Origin of the sequence: Oceanispirochaeta sp., from assembly GCF_027859075.1 — a bacterium.
In the GTDB taxonomy this organism is placed as follows: Bacteria; Spirochaetota; Spirochaetia; order DSM-2461; family DSM-2461; genus Oceanispirochaeta.
Window position 1 is genome coordinate 1 of sequence record NZ_JAQIBL010000026.1, and the last position, 14942, is coordinate 14942.

Genomic DNA, 14942 nt, shown 5'->3' on the forward strand with positions numbered 1-14942 from the left:
TTAATGAAAAGATATTCTAAAAAAATTATATCAGTATTATTACAAATGGCGTGTTTACGTAGTGAGTCGCTTTCCGATTTACCCATAACCACCATTGATTATACCCCTGCCTCATAGAACATTTTCTTGAAGAATTGAATTGTCCTATTTTTTTCTTGACAACCTATATGCTGAATGCTAGCATATATGCACGCGCGTGCACTTAATCATGCGCACCATAGTTTTATTCAAGAAATTTTGAGCAATAAGACTATGTGAATCCGAAATATGAGGTTTTTTTTTAACATTTAATGCACGCACGTGCAACAAGAGGTTTATAATGATTGAAGCAAGCAAAAACAATACCAGTTCAGCCATTGTCCGCTATGGAATGGTCGGAGGCGGCAGTGGAGCCTTTATCGGGGAGGTTCATAGAAAAGCCATTGGTATTGATGGCAAAGCAACTCTAACAGCAGGATGTTTCTCCCGATCCATGCCTTTGACCCTTGAAACAGGCAAAGCCCTCGGTGTCAATAAGGACCGTTTGTATGAATCTTATCTGGAAATGGCGGGAGCAGAAGCCAAAAGGGAAGATGGGATTGATTTTGTTTCCATCGTCACTCCCAACAGTTCTCATTTCACCATTGCCAGAGCTTTTCTTGAACAGGGTATCAATGTTGTATGCGATAAGCCTTTGACTACCAATTATGAAGAAGCTTTACTATTGCAGGAACTTGCAAAAGAAAAGGATCTGCTCTTTGCCGTTACATACACCTATACAGGCTATCCCGCGGTTAAACAAGCACGGGAGATGATTCGAAATGGAGAGATCGGCAAAATTAGATTTGTCAATGCCGAATACCCTCAGGAGTGGCTTGCCGAACCAGTTGAGAATGATCCCTCCAACAAGCAAGCTTTCTGGAGGACAGATCCAGCCCAGTCAGGAATTTCAAACTGTGTCGGTGATATAGGAAGCCATATGGAAAACATGATTTCCTATGTGACAGGTCTGGAAATTGACTCGCTGAGCGCCCGCTTGGACCGCATGGTTGAGGGACGTAAACTCGATGACAATGCAGTGATCATGTTGAATTACAAAGGCGGAGCCGAAGGTCTTTACTGGAGCTCACAGATTGCCTGGGGACATGATAATGACCTGAGCTTCAGAATCTATGGGACAGAAGGCGCAATTTCCTGGCGTCAGGAAAATCCGAATTACCTGAGAATTGCCAAAAAGGGAGAGCATGTCAAGATAGCCTCCCGTGGGCGTGATGACTTTTATAATCATCCCGGCTCTTATGTTCGACTCCCCTCGGGACATCCGGAGGGTTACTTCGAGGCTTTTGCCAACCTCTATTCCACCTATATTGACGCCCTTTCAATGAAAAAGAATGGCACCACTCCCCAAGGCGACCAACTGGATTTCCCCACAGCTCTTGATGGAGCCAAGGGAGTCAGATTTATTGAAAAGTGCGTTGAGAGCTCGGAAAAAAAATCAGCCTGGGTAAAATTCCAGGAAAAAAAGGAGAGATAAAATGGGAAGACCTGTAACAATTTTTACCGGACAGTGGGCGGATATTCCATTCAAAGAACTCTGTGTCCTGATCAAAAAAATAGGATACGACGGTCTGGAGATTGCCTGTTGGGGTGATCATATGGATGTACGCAAAGCATCCTCTGAAAAGGCTTATGTAAATGAAAAGCTGGAAACCCTCAGGAATAGTCATCTCAGCTGCACTGCCTTGGGAGCACATCTGGCGGGACAATGCGTAGGTGACTTTAATGACCCCCGGCTGGACGGTTTTGCACCGGCACAATATCAGGGCAAACCGGATGAGATCCGAAAATGGGGGATCGAAGAAATGATCCATACAGCACGAGCAGCCGCCGCTATGGGTTGCAGTGTGGTGACCGGTTTTATGGGATCTCCCATATGGAAGTATTTTTACTCTTTTCCACAGAATTCGGATGAGATGATTGAAGAGGGATATCAGACCATAAAGAACCTCTGGTCTCCTATTTTTGATGAGTTTGACAAACTGGGAGTTAGATTTGCTCTGGAAGTACACCCTTCAGAAATCGCTTACGATTACTGGTCTACAAAGAAACTCTTCGATGTGTTTGAAAACCGACCTACCCTGGGACTGAATTTCGATCCAAGCCATTTGATATGGCAGGGTGTGACACCCCACCTCTTCCTCAGGGATTTTGCAGACAAGGTTTACCATGTTCATATGAAGGATGCTTCGGTTACCTTGGATGGCCGGAGTGGAATACTGGGCTCTCACCTGCCTTTCGGCGACAGCCGTCGGGGATGGAATTTCCGGTCCATAGGGCATGGTCAGGTCGATTTCGGCTCCATTATTCGTGAACTGAACGATGCTGGCTACACAGGGCCTCTCTCTGTAGAGTGGGAAGACAATGGAATGGAGAGAGAATTCGGTGCTGCTGAATCTCTGGAATATGTCAGGAAGATGAACTTCTCACCTTCCACTGTTGACTTTGACGGTGCAATGGAAAACTGATGTCGGATAATACAATCCTTGATATTAAATCCATATCTAAAGAATTCTCCGGAGTCACTGTTTTAAACAACATTAATCTATCGGTGAGACGGGGAGAGATCCTCGGACTCATTGGAGAGAACGGTGCCGGCAAGTCCACAATGATAAAAATCATTAACGGAATATACAATCCCTCCGGAGGGTCTCTGTGTCTGAATGGTGAAACCATTGAGGTGAGGAATGCCCAGGCTGCCAAACATCATGGAATCGCCATGGTTCCGCAGGAGTTCAATCTGGTGAACACCGTGAATGTCTTTGAAAACATATTTCTGGGGAGTGAGCTTCGTAAAAAGAACGGACTTCTGAATAAAACAGAGATGCGCTCTGTTTCAAGATCCCTCCTGAAACGACTTGAAACAGACATATCTGTGGAATCAATGATATCCACCCTCAGTGTTGCTGAAAAACAGATGGTAGAGGTCTCCAAGGCCCTGGTTCATGACGCAAAAATACTTATTTTTGATGAACCCACAACCACTTTAACACATCATGAGATCGATATCCTTTTTGAGCTGATAAACAGGCTCAGGGATGATGGTGTTACCATGATTTTCGTTTCCCATAAGCTCAAAGAGATTAAAACCATTTGTGACCGTGTAGCTGTTCTCAGGGATGGAGACCTGGTGGATGTAAGCGATATAGCTGACATAAATGAACATGAGATGGCACAGAAGATGGTGGGGAGAGAGCCATCTACCATATTCCCTGTCAAAAGTATCCCCGATGCAGATATTGAAGTGTTATCTGTCAAAGGACTCAATGTTGAAAACATACTTTCGGATATAAACATAACACTGAAAATGGGTGAAATACTCGGTCTTGCCGGCCTGGTAGGGGCAGGAAGGACAGAATTTGCCGAAACCGTCATGGGACTGCGATCCAAAGAGAGTGGTACAGTCACGATCAAAGGTAAAGAGGTGGAGATAAAAACGCCCCGCACAGCCATTGAAAACAAACTGAGTTATATAAGTGAAGACAGACAGGGAAAAGGTATTAATACAAGATTTGACTTGCTGGCTAACACGACTCTCATATCTCTGAAAAAGTATTCAAAAATCCTGCTGGATAAAAAGATGATTCAAGAAACTGCACAAAAATATGTGGAACTGTTTAAGACCAAAACAGCATCTCTCAAGACAGAGCTTCAGTATCTGAGCGGCGGTAACCAGCAGAAAGTCTATCTGTCCAAATGGATGGATACGGAACCTGAGATCCTGATTCTCGATGAACCGACCCGTGGTATAGACATCAATGCAAAAAGTGAAATTTACCAGTTCATCAATCAGCTGACAGATAAGGGATTTTCTCTGATTGTCATCTCTTCAGAACTGGAAGAAATCATCGGACTCTGTACAAGAGTCTATGTCCTGAGGGAAGGAAAGATTGCCGGAGAGCTGACTGGCGAACACATAAATGAGGAGGAAATCATGTTTTACGCCACAGGCGTGAAGGTGATGGAACAAATATGATATCAAACGATACAACTTCTATGGGAGATATCCGGAAGTACTTCAACTGGAGGAACCATACAACCCTGGTCGGATTTTTAGCACTCTTCCTGCTTGCCTCAATCATAGGATGGCCACACTTTTTAAAATCACGCAATTTGATAACCCTGCTGAGACAGATCTCCTATACGGGAATTATTTCTCTGGGGATGACTCTGGTCATCATCTCTGGCGGTTTTGATCTGTCCGTCGGTTCTATGACAGCCTTTGCGGGAGGAGTTGCCATCTTTGCAATGAACTCCTTTGGACCCGGCAGTTCAATGGGAGTAGCCGCCGGTATATTAACAGCACTGATATTTGCAACATTTTTAGGTTCTTTGAACGGTTTCCTTATCACAAAATGGCGCATAGCCCCCTTTATTGCCACACTGGGAACCATGTCCATATACCGGTCACTGGTCATCTACATTGCTCAGGCGGGAAATATTGAGTCCATCAATATGAGTTACGGAATAATCGGTTCAGGATCTGTCCTGGGTCTGCCTGTACCGGTGTGGATGTTCTTTATTATCGCCGGAGTACTGCATGTCTTTTTGAATCATACCCGGACTGGGCGTTATATATGTGCCGTGGGAGATAATGAACAGGTGGCCCGGTATTCTGCAATCAATATCAATCTTATCCGTTTTATACCCTATGCGATAACCGGATTCACCGTAGGCGTATCGGCTCTGCTCTGGTCATCCAGACTGAACTGTGTTAACCCCTCAGACTGCTCCGGGTATGAACTGGATGCCATTGCCGCGGTAGTTATAGGCGGAACTCCAATGACCGGAGGCCGGGGAAGTATTATAGGCACTGTTTTAGGTGCAATCATGCTCGGAATAATCAACAATATGCTGGTTCTGGCAGGAGTCTCTTCATACCTCCAGCTGGCTGCCAAGGGTGTTGTGATTATAGTTGCAGTGTTACTGCAATATAAAAAATGATGGAGGAATTATTCATGAAAAAGTTATTGATGGTTTGCCTTATAGCATTATTTGCTATAAGCGGTGTTTTTGCTGCTGGTCAGAAGGATGGTGAAAATGTAAAGCACATCGGGGTTGCCATTCCCAGTGCCGACCACGGATGGACCGGTGGTATCGTCTGGTGGGCGAACAAGAGAGCAAAAGAGATTGAAGCAGAGTATGGCGGAAAGGTAAAAGTAAGCGTTGTAACAGCTAATGGTCCTTCTACACAGATTCAGGCAGTTGAGAACCTAATGTCAATCGGTATTGACTATCTGGTAATTCTTCCCCACGAATCAGCTCCTCTGACTCCCATTGTAAAAGAAGCTCACGATGCCGGAATTAAATGTATCGTTGTTGACCGCGGATTAACTGACACCGGATTCGGATATGTAAACCTTGCCGGCGACAACCCCGGATTTGGAACACTCAGCGGCAAGTGGATGGCCAAAGAGATGATGGCCAAATCAAAGGGTGGCAACATCGTATGTATGGGAGGACTTCCTGTTCCCATCGATAAGGAAAGAATGGATGGTTTCTTTGCCGAAATTGACAAAGAGTCTTCTATTGTTAACCTGCTCGGAAAAGATAAATACGAATTTGCAGACTGGTCTACACAGAAAGGTCTGGAACTGATGGAAACATTCCTCAGCCAGTACCCCAAAATTGATGCTGTTTTCTGCCAGGATGATGATGTTCTCCGTGGTGTTCTTCAGGCTTACAAAGAGTCCGGAAGATCCGATAGTCACACCTTCCTCGGAGGAGCCGGTTCCAAAGTTGTCATGAAAATGATTATGGATGGAGATCCTCTTGTCAGAGCGACTGTTACCTATCATCCCATGATGATTGCCGATGGAATGAACTATGCCCTTGATGTTGCCATGGGTAAGAAATCTGCAGATTTCCACAATGCATCTGCACCCATATCCGTAGTCATTCCTTCTGTTCTGCTTACAAAAGACAATGTAGCCGACTACTACGAAGCAGATTCTGTTTACTAAAATCGTAATAATGCTATAATCTTCAAGCCGGACTTAATCAGTCCGGCTTTCATTTTTTGAGAATGAAGAAATCGGAGCAAGGGGACGATTTTGAGAAAAAAAGTGACCAGGGTTGATGTTGCCAAAGCGGCGGGAGTAGCGGAATCCACCGTTTCACGCGCTTTGAACGATTCGACTCTGATCTCAAGTGATGTGAAAATACGAATCAGACTAATCGCTTCGCAGCTGGGTTATATTCCCAACCGGCAGGCGGTTCTTCTGGCAAGCAATAAAACAATGAGGGTCGGACTTGTGGTTCGAACCTATAAATCCTTCTCTCCATTTACCCGCAGTTACTTCCCCCGGCTCCTGGACGGTGTGCTTCAAAAAGCGGAGGCCCTGGGATATTCAGTCACTGTTGTCCTGGATAAGAAAAATGATGAATACAAAGACCTGAGTGAAATGATCTACAGCAAGGAAGTGGATGGATTCATTTTCTCTGTTACTCCTCTTGAAGATCCCAGATTCGGAGATCTTCTAAGTCATAAGGTCCCCTTCGTTCTTGTGAACAACCTATTTCAGGGAGCTGACTGTATCAACTGCGACCCCTATGCAGGAACACGGGATGCCCTCTCCCATCTTGCAAGCATGGGTCATAAACATATCGGGTATATAACGGGAGACTCCAACTACTGGGATGGCAAAGAGCGGCTATCTGTATTCCAGAATCTCTGTATGAAACAAGGAATGGAATTCACCCTTTGTCAAGGAAATTTTTCCAAACGAAGCGGGATGGCCGGAGCGGAAAAACTCTTAGCCGACAGATCAGGGCTGACCGCGATAATGGCAGGATCCGACCGTTGCGCCCTTGGGGTGATGGAGTACTGCAAGAAAAAAAATATACGGATTCCTGAAGACATCAGTCTTATAGGATTTGACAACCTCGGTCCTGCCAGAGATTCTGTTCCTGGACTTTCAACCATTCACAATCCGGTCGTACGGATGGGATCGGATGCTATGGAACTGTTATATCAGAGTCTCATTGAGAAAATTGAAAAGAAGACTTCCCTTCTGATTGACTCAGGATTTATTATAAGAGGTTCAACAGGGGTTCCCCGTGGACAATAAAACTATAAGAATTGCTTTGATCGGATGTGGAAATATGGGGAATTATTACGCCCATAACCTATCGCTGATGAAGGATGTAGCAATAATAATCGCCTGTGATCCTTCACGGGAAAAATTAGAGCAGTTCTGTGCAAAATGGAAGATCCCCTCGGGTACAATTGACTGGCGGGAACTCATCCCCCGGGAAGGCTCTTCTTCGAAAATCGACGGCATTATCAACTGCTCTATCGATAAGCTCCATGGTGAAATTTCCAACGCCTGCATCAATTCTTCCCTTCCGCTTCTAGCAGAAAAGCCTTTTGCAGTCCCCTTTGAAACATTGAAAAATCGGACTCCCCTGGAATTGAAAAAATGGTTATTTGTTATAAATTTTTCAAAACGTCACATCCCGGCCATTGCCCATGTTCGGGAATTCCTGAATCAGGGAGGCCTGGGCAGAATTCACAGAATGGAGCTTCATTACAGGCAGGGATGGGTTCTGAATCACGATTTTGGTGACTGGCATGAGACCTCCGCCTGGTTCTGGCGCTTAAGCAATGACTTTTCCCATCATGGAGTGCTGGGGGATCTTGGTTCCCATCTCTTCGATCTTGCCTGTTATTTCTGCGGCTCTGTAAAAACCATATCCTGTCATCTGAACAGGATCAAAAAGAATCAGGACAAATTCAAAGGACACCTATTGAATAGTATTGATGATGCCCACTGCCTACTGGAGATGCAGGACGGCACAGCCGTTGTGGTGAATGCGACAAGAACGTCGGTCGGCGAGAAAGATAGTTTGTCAGTACTGATCAGCGGTGACAAGGGTTCTATCAGACTCATGCCGGAAGAAAGCAAAGACAGTTACCAGCTTTACCTCGTAGAATATGGAGAGTGGCAGACAGTCGCCTGTTCAGGTACCCCCCCCAAAAACCATGAATTTTTTATTAAAGGAATCAAGTCTTCAGACATATCGGATTATCCGGGGATTTACGAGGCAATATATAACGACGTGGTAATCGAAGCAGCCGTTGAAAGTGCTCAAAAAGGCTGGCGAATTGATATAGATTCTTTCGGGGAGAAGAAACTGGGGAACATATGGCACAATTTAGAACAGCAGATATAATTCCTCTGGGAACCCTGGTACGAGGAGGAGAGAAAACTTTTCAGGCTCTGGACAGATTCATACCCACAGGGATCGAATCGGTAGAAATCTCCTTCTGGGACACAATTCCGAAATCGGCCGACCTGTTCTGGATGGAGAGGATTGCAGAAAGATGTGAAGCAGCGGGGATTTATATTTCTGCCTTAGGGATCTTTGCCAACTCTCTGAAAAACAATGAATTGAAGACATTGGCAAAGAAAGATTGGAATACTCTTGTAGACTTTGCCCAGCGGTTTCAGATCCCTGTCATATCCGGTTTTACCGGTAGAGTTCCCGGAAAACCTGTAGAAGTATCTTTTAAGCCAATCGAAGATTTTTTTACTCCTGTTGCGAACAGATGTCTGAACAGCGGGATTAAACTGGCCTTTGAGAATTGCCCCATGGAAGGAAATAAAGTGGATGGTGATTGGAACATCGCCTTTCTTCCTGAACTTTGGGAAATTCTTTTTAATCATATCTTTCCAACTGATGCAGTAGGCCTGGAATTTGACCCGGCCCACTGTGTACGACTCAAACTGCCCGTTCTGGATCTCCTGAATGACTGGTTACCCCGGATTCATCATATTCATGGAAAAGATGCCTCAAATCAGCCTCCTCAGGAATTTCGCTTTCCCGGTGAGGGAAGCGTAGATTGGCTTAAGATTATGAAACTGATCCAAACCTCCGGATACGCCGGGACAATAGATTTGGAAGGGTATCATGGAGAATTCATCTCCCATGAATATGAAATGGATAATCAGAGAAAAAGTCTGAATTACTTGAAAGAATGCAGATTATCTTCAGCCCGGGGGCATAGCATTAACTGAACAGGAAAAGCCCAGAAGCATGCCGAAGAACTGCCGCTTTAAATGATCTTAAAATTTAATACCGGCCCTTGAGCTCTCACCAGTGGTGAGAGTTGTTAACAGAGGCCTCGCATACAAATCCTTTCTCTTCAATCCATTTTTCCTGCCTGACATGATCCATCCCATTGAGCCCATGACCCGGTACAGCCATTTTGGAAATTTCACAGCGACATAAGCATTTTCAAGGACTCCCCCGGAAGAATTCTTCAGGTCTGCCGCCAGTGTCTGGAATGCCTCAAACACCTGCCTCTTTCCCCGGGAGCGCAAAGGCATACCGGCCATCTGTTTGTAAGGTTCACCCATTCCAAGACCGATGCCGAAGCGCCAGATCAGTCCGCTTTTCAGGCAGAACAATTCCAGTATTTTCAGAGCGTCCCGATTCTGTATGGCTTCGGGAAATCCGCAGTTGACTATGCCGTAAACACGGATATCTTTCTTATCATTGTTGGAAGCTCTGTATTCCTGATACCTCGAAAGCCACCAGCTGAGATGCCCCGGCAGAGCATCCACATAGAGAGGCAATGCCAAGATCCAGACTTCACAGTCATCCAGTTTCTTCAATACTTCAGAAGGATCATCGGGGATACTGCGGGAGAGCGTATGAATCGAAACTGCATCCTCCTGCAGCCCCTCTTCAGTCAGGTATTGTCCCAGATCTTTAAGGATTTGTGCCGAGTTGCTTCCCGATTCTCCCCGGGGGCTGCCCCCCCGAGGACTACTGCTCCGGGGACTTCCACAAATGTAGAGTATTTTTTTCATTGAACATCTCCTTCAAAAAAACGGTCCAATCCCGCGTAATCCTCTGAAGACCTGAGGATCAGGGTATTCATCTTCCCCCTGTAGATATTGTCATTCAGATTTTCACCGGTCCTTCTGAAAACCTCTTCTTCCTCCCCACTGAGATCGTCTCCGTATCCCGCCAGAAATGGTTCAGCACCTTTGCCGTATCGGAGAGGATGGTGGGTTTCTCCCTTATGGGTCACAAAAAAGGGAAGGACCCGGCCCAGTGAACGATCCTGAAGAATTTTGACAGCAGGGCTGTAACTGCCCCAGGTAACGGGGCAGAGATAGAGGATACGATCTGAAAGGATTTCTTCCTTCATTAATTTTGAAGCATCATCCTTAAAAACACATAGTCCCGGTGTTTTAAGCCAGCAGTTGAAACAGCCCAGACAGGGTTCCATATTCACCTGGCCTAAATCAAAAAAACGGATATCCCTTGTTGGATGGGCGGCTTTTTCTGTTTTTTCCCTTAAATATTCCAGTATTTCCCGGCCCTGCAAGTCGGGGGTGTCATGGATAATGGTGTATCTCATGGTTTTCTCTCCTGGAGACAGGCAGATGTTTACACTGTCAACATCAAGAACATACACCGGCATGTTTACACTGTCAACATAAATTTGTTATATTTGTATGAAATGAATGATTACCATCACGGACACCTGAAACAGCAGCTTCTTGATGAGGGGCTTAAACTGCTGATAGAAGACGGGTATAAGAATTTCTCAATGAGAAAGCTGGCCCGCCGCTGCAATGTATCCCACACCTCACCTTATAGACATTTTGCTGATAAGGAAAAACTTATAAAAGCCCTATCCGTCGAAGTGCATGAAAAGTTCAATACCTCACTTAAAGAGTCAATGGATCAGGTGGAAGGATCTCCTGTAGATAAGCTGAAAGGCATGGGGAAAGGATATGTCAAGTTCTTCATGAAGAATCCTGATTACCTGGAACTTCTCTTCCTGACTCCAGAGCTTTATAATATGGAAAACAGAAAGGACGACTGCGGGGACGGATCATCCTTTTTAACCTATTTTTCTGCCGTGTCCAGAGCCCTGAATGGAAATGGTACCGTTGACCTCACCCTGCCGGAGGGTCCTTCGGTATTAAAAAAACCGGAAGCAATTCCGGGAGCTGCCTTGCAGCCCTGGTGCCTGATTCATGGATTAACAGTCCTTCTTGTCAAAAAAGCCATCCCCGTCAGCAGTCCTGAAGATGTGGATCGGCTGATAGAACAGATTCTGGAGACAGTCTGAATCCTGTCTCAAAGACCCTCTGCTTTCAAATTCTTTTTGTATCGTCTATGAGACAGATACAGGAGCAGACCGATGAAGGGAATGGATGCAAGAGCGATCACATTTCCCTGAAAAAGATGATACAGATAAAAGCGGATGTGATTTCCCCCGTCTGTGAAGGCCGTAATCAGCTGTCCCTGGCCCATATCCATACCCGTACCCTGAGATAAATTAGTAAACAGCTCCGCCATGGAACTGGAAATCAGCAGAAAAGTCACGACTACGGGGATCCCTGTGAACACACTGCGGATGACATTGCCCCTGCTGATCAATACGGTGACGGAAATGACAGAGAGAAGATTAGGGAGATCTCCCAGGGGCAGAGTCCTGTTCCCGGGGAGAATCAGGGCGATTCCCAGAGCGATGGGCATAAGGATCAGACCCGATACAATGACTGATTTATTGTTCATCAGGATTCCCGTATCCACCGCCACATTCAGCCCCGAGCGCCCGGGAAACCAGTTTTGAATTCTTTCCTTCATGCTGTTGGAGATGGGGGAAATACCTTCCCCGATAAGCTCTCCGCATTTTGGAAGGAGGTACATCACCGCGGCAATATGAATCCCCAGCTCCAGAAATGTTTTGACAGAATAGCCGGCACCAATCCCCAGGAGGATGCCCATAAAAAACCCGATCACCATGGGATCAGCAAACTGATTCAGCCTTGAATCACCCGTATGTGGGTTGAAATTCCATTTTTTGACATAGGGAATCCGGTCGTACAGGCTGTCCATCAGCTCGGCAAAGGGGAGCAGACCGACCACCGACACAGGCGAAATGGTGACTCCCTCCAGGCCGGACTCCCGGAACACATAGGGGGCGGTCCAGTCGGCTGTCTTGATGGTATAAATCGTTATCAGGGTGATAGCCGCAAAGGCTATGAAATAGTTGTGGGAGACAGCAAAAAGGAGTGCCCCGATGAGAGCCAGGTGCCAGTAGTTCCAGATATCGATATAGATGGTTCTGGTCGTTTTCAAGGCGATCATGATGATGTTGATCAATATGATGAAGGGAATGGAAAGAGGGGCCAGAGGAGAACTCCAGGTGATGGCAGCCAGGGGAGGCCAGCCCACGTCCAGAACGGGGAAATCGAGACCCCTCACACGAATGATCTGCTCGACGGCGGGTCTGATATTGTCCACAAAAAAAGAAAAAACAATAAATACACCGGCGAAACCGGTTCCCAGCTGCAGAGCCGCCTTGAGAAGACGGCCTAAGGGCATCCGGATGATCAGTCCTATGATGATGATGAAAAAAGGGAGCATGATATAGGCCTTGAACTCAAAGAAGGCATCGATAAATGATTTTAAGATTTCCATAACCCTGATCATAATGATTCCCCCCTCCTTCCACAAGCAATCAGTTCAGCCCGGAGAGATTTATCTTGACAGATCAGGAACAATGTGTGACTATATAATCTATATCAGTCATACAGTCATTATATGGAGGAACCGATGCCCCGTTCATTCAGCAATCAGGAATCCAGGCAGATAAGGGATTCTCTTATGCAGAAGGGAAAGGACTTGTTTTCCCTTCAGGGCCTGAGGAAAACGACCCTTGATGACCTGGTTCAGGCGGCGGGGATCGCCAAAGGTTCCTTTTATAAATTTTTCCCTTCCAAGGAAATCCTGTACATGGAGATTCTGGAGGAGGAAGAGCGGCAGTTGAGGAGCAGCCTGAAGCTCAAACATGTTCAGGGAGAGACTCTGACCAGAGAGGGAATCAAATCCTTCTTTATGGGCTTTATCTCCTATATGGACAAGAATCCCCTGTTTATCAAGATGTTTCAGGAACAGGCTCTGGAACTTCTGATGAGAAAACTGCCCCCGGAAATAGTAGAGAATCACATGAAAAATGATGATACCTGGTTTCAGGAGGTTTTTGCTGACTGGCAGAGTTCGGGCTATCTGATCGCAATGAAACCAGAGGTCTTTGCCGCCCTGATGAGGGGAATTTTCATACTCTTCACCCAGAAGGAAATCATCGGAAAACAGCACTTTGAAGGAGCCCTGAGCTTTCTTTTTGACAGCCTGTCGGGAGAAATTATGCGGAGCAAGGAGACAAAATGATAAAGGTTGAAAATTTAAGATACAGATATCCCGGTCAGGATAAGCTCACAATCAAGGATATCTCCTTTTCCATAGCCAGGGGAGAGATTTTCGGTTTCCTGGGCCCATCGGGAGCAGGAAAGAGCACCACTCAGAAAATCCTGATAGGCATCCTTAAAGATTATAAAGGAATAGTCCGGGTCAATAATAAAAACATATCTGAGGCCGGGGGAGATTTCTACAACGATATCGGAGTCTCTTTTGAACTGCCCAACCTGTACAGCAAACTCACAGGCCGTGAAAATCTGGAGTTTTTTGCCAATTTGTACAGAGTCCCTACCCGGCCGGCTGAGGAGCTGCTCGCCCTGGTGGGTCTGGAAGAGGCATCCGATAAAAGAGTCTCCGACTATTCAAAGGGCATGAAAATGCGTTTAAATTTCTGTCGATCTCTGGTTCATAATCCGGCGATTCTGTTTCTGGATGAACCGACTTCCGGGCTGGACCCGGTGAATGCCAAAAAAATAAAAGACATCATCATGGAGCTTAAAAGCAGGGGGAAAACCATCTTCCTGACAACCCATAATATGAATGTAGCCGATGAACTCTGCGACCGCGTCGCCTTCATCAATGAAGGAGAACTGGCCCTGATAGATTCACCACGCCGACTGAAGATTGATAAAGGAGAAAAGAAAGTCCGCCTGGATTTCAGCAGGGAAGATTCTATTCAGAGTCAGGAGTTCCCACTCAAAGACCTGGGCCGCAATACAGCTTTTCTGGATCTGCTGAACTCAGAAAATATTGAAACAATTCACACGAAAGAAGCCTCCCTGGAGGAGATCTTTATAAAGGTCACCGGAAGGAGGCTGGAATGAAAGATCTGAAAGCCTTTGCCCTGCTGACAGTCTCGAATATAAAGCTGCAGCACCGGCAGGGATTTACGGCTGCCTGGCTGGTTATCTCACTGTTCTATATCCTGGGCCTGTATTTTCTACCGGAAAATCTGACGGCGAAAATCCTGCCGCTGATCCTTCTTTCTGAACCCTCCACCTTTGCCATGATTTTCACCGGAGCCATTCTGCTCCTGGAACGGGATGAAGGTCTTTTGGAGAACCTGTTTATAACCCCCCTTCCGGTCAAAACGTATATGCTTGCCAAGGCTCTGGCCTTGAGCCTGCCTGCCATGGGCAGCACTCTCCTCATATCCCTGGTATTAGCCCCTCTGAGATGGTCCCTGCTCCTGGTCCTGCCTGGCGTCTTTCTGACGACTCTCTTCTTCTCCCTGTTTACCTTTATTCCTGCATCCGCCTCCCGGGACATAATGAGTCTCATAGGCAGGATAGGATTCTATGGTTATGTTTTCACTTTTTCAATTCTGGATTATTTCGGAATTCTCAAGGGTTGGTACCAGTACATTCTTCCCAGCAAGGGAACTCTTATTCTCATGACCATGGCAGTGGGAAAAGAGCCGGGTTCCCCTCTGGAACTGATTCCGGCCTTTGCCAGTCTGGCAGCAGGGATACTGGTCATCCTCCCTCTGGCTGAAAAAAGCTTTTACAAAAACCTGATCCTGCAAGGAGCGCCCCGATGACGGTTAAAGCCTTTTTGCGTCTGGATGTGAAAAATATATCCAGGGATGTCATGCTCCTGGTACTACTGCCGGTACCACTTTTTCTGGCACTTCTTTTAAGGTTCGGTTTTCAACCCCTCCGGGAAGTACTGATTCC

15 protein-coding genes are annotated in these 14942 nt (G+C 46.1%); 12 read left to right on the forward strand and 3 right to left on the reverse strand.

What is annotated here, in order from left to right:
- The first annotated feature begins 319 nt into the window (after nucleotides 1–319).
- From PF479_RS01675 to PF479_RS01710, 8 genes are all read left to right on the forward strand, one after another.
- A complete protein-coding gene (locus PF479_RS01675) occupies nucleotides 320–1513 on the forward strand; it encodes a Gfo/Idh/MocA family oxidoreductase (protein ID WP_298001593.1) in 1194 nt (397 codons plus the stop codon).
- A 1-nt stretch (nucleotide 1514) separates the two neighbouring features.
- Nucleotides 1515–2504, forward strand: coding sequence for a sugar phosphate isomerase/epimerase (locus PF479_RS01680; protein ID WP_298001595.1), 990 nt, complete (start codon nucleotides 1515–1517; stop codon nucleotides 2502–2504).
- Nucleotides 2504–4012 carry a sugar ABC transporter ATP-binding protein gene (locus PF479_RS01685; protein WP_298001597.1) on the forward strand — a complete coding sequence of 503 codons (1509 nt, stop codon included), beginning with the start codon at nucleotides 2504–2506 and terminating at the stop codon, nucleotides 4010–4012. The genes PF479_RS01680 and PF479_RS01685 overlap by 1 nt, the downstream gene beginning before the upstream one ends.
- Nucleotides 4009–4980, forward strand: coding sequence for an ABC transporter permease (locus PF479_RS01690; RefSeq protein ID WP_298001599.1), 972 nt, complete (start codon nucleotides 4009–4011; stop codon nucleotides 4978–4980). The genes PF479_RS01685 and PF479_RS01690 overlap by 4 nt, the downstream gene beginning before the upstream one ends.
- Nucleotides 4981–4994: 14 nt before the next feature.
- Entirely contained in the window at nucleotides 4995–5999 is a 1005-nt protein-coding gene (locus PF479_RS01695) for a substrate-binding domain-containing protein (RefSeq protein ID WP_298001601.1), read from the forward strand.
- A 90-nt stretch (nucleotides 6000–6089) separates the two neighbouring features.
- Nucleotides 6090–7106 (forward strand): LacI family DNA-binding transcriptional regulator, encoded by a 1017-nt coding sequence (locus PF479_RS01700; protein WP_298001603.1) that lies wholly within the window; start codon nucleotides 6090–6092, stop codon nucleotides 7104–7106.
- Complete coding sequence (locus PF479_RS01705; protein ID WP_298001605.1) at nucleotides 7096–8211, forward strand: Gfo/Idh/MocA family oxidoreductase; 1116 nt, start codon at nucleotides 7096–7098, stop codon at nucleotides 8209–8211. The genes PF479_RS01700 and PF479_RS01705 overlap by 11 nt, the downstream gene beginning before the upstream one ends.
- On the forward strand, nucleotides 8184–9056 hold the full coding sequence (locus PF479_RS01710; protein WP_298001606.1) for a sugar phosphate isomerase/epimerase: 873 nt from the start codon (nucleotides 8184–8186) through the stop codon (nucleotides 9054–9056). The genes PF479_RS01705 and PF479_RS01710 overlap by 28 nt, the downstream gene beginning before the upstream one ends.
- Before the next feature lie 48 nt (nucleotides 9057–9104).
- Here PF479_RS01710 and PF479_RS01715 read toward each other — a convergent pair whose 3' ends face one another.
- Together PF479_RS01715 and PF479_RS01720 are read right to left on the reverse strand one after the other, a co-directional pair.
- The gene (locus tag PF479_RS01715; RefSeq protein WP_298001608.1) at nucleotides 9105–9854 is read right to left on the reverse strand and encodes a hypothetical protein; all 750 of its coding nucleotides are present in this window, start codon (nucleotides 9852–9854) and stop codon (nucleotides 9105–9107) included.
- On the reverse strand, nucleotides 9851–10411 hold the full coding sequence (locus PF479_RS01720) for an NAD(P)H-dependent oxidoreductase (RefSeq protein ID WP_298001611.1): 561 nt from the start codon (nucleotides 10409–10411) through the stop codon (nucleotides 9851–9853). The genes PF479_RS01715 and PF479_RS01720 overlap by 4 nt, the downstream gene beginning before the upstream one ends.
- On the opposite strand from PF479_RS01720, the gene PF479_RS01725 reads away from it, so the two are divergent.
- The gene (locus PF479_RS01725; RefSeq protein WP_298001613.1) at nucleotides 10391–11131 is read left to right on the forward strand and encodes a TetR/AcrR family transcriptional regulator; all 741 of its coding nucleotides are present in this window, start codon (nucleotides 10391–10393) and stop codon (nucleotides 11129–11131) included. The two genes, PF479_RS01720 and PF479_RS01725, sit on opposite strands and share 21 nt — an antisense overlap.
- An 8-nt stretch (nucleotides 11132–11139) precedes the next feature.
- On the opposite strand, the gene PF479_RS01730 is transcribed toward PF479_RS01725, so the two are convergent.
- Nucleotides 11140–12501 carry a PTS transporter subunit IIC gene (locus tag PF479_RS01730; protein ID WP_298001615.1) on the reverse strand — a complete coding sequence of 454 codons (1362 nt, stop codon included), beginning with the start codon at nucleotides 12499–12501 and terminating at the stop codon, nucleotides 11140–11142.
- A 123-nt stretch (nucleotides 12502–12624) separates the two neighbouring features.
- Here PF479_RS01730 and PF479_RS01735 point away from each other — a divergent pair, with 123 nt between their 5' ends.
- From PF479_RS01735 to PF479_RS01745, 3 genes are read left to right on the forward strand one after another with little or no spacing between them, the layout of a single operon-like run.
- Nucleotides 12625–13239 (forward strand): TetR/AcrR family transcriptional regulator, encoded by a 615-nt coding sequence (locus PF479_RS01735; RefSeq protein WP_298001617.1) that lies wholly within the window; start codon nucleotides 12625–12627, stop codon nucleotides 13237–13239.
- Nucleotides 13236–14090: an ABC transporter ATP-binding protein gene (locus PF479_RS01740; RefSeq protein WP_298001619.1), complete on the forward strand. Its 855-nt coding sequence runs from the start codon at nucleotides 13236–13238 to the stop codon at nucleotides 14088–14090. Before PF479_RS01735 ends, PF479_RS01740 begins: the two co-directional genes overlap by 4 nt.
- Nucleotides 14087–14806 carry a hypothetical protein gene (locus PF479_RS01745; protein ID WP_298001621.1) on the forward strand — a complete coding sequence of 240 codons (720 nt, stop codon included), beginning with the start codon at nucleotides 14087–14089 and terminating at the stop codon, nucleotides 14804–14806. Before PF479_RS01740 ends, PF479_RS01745 begins: the two co-directional genes overlap by 4 nt.
- The last annotated feature ends 136 nt before the right edge of the window (nucleotides 14807–14942 follow it).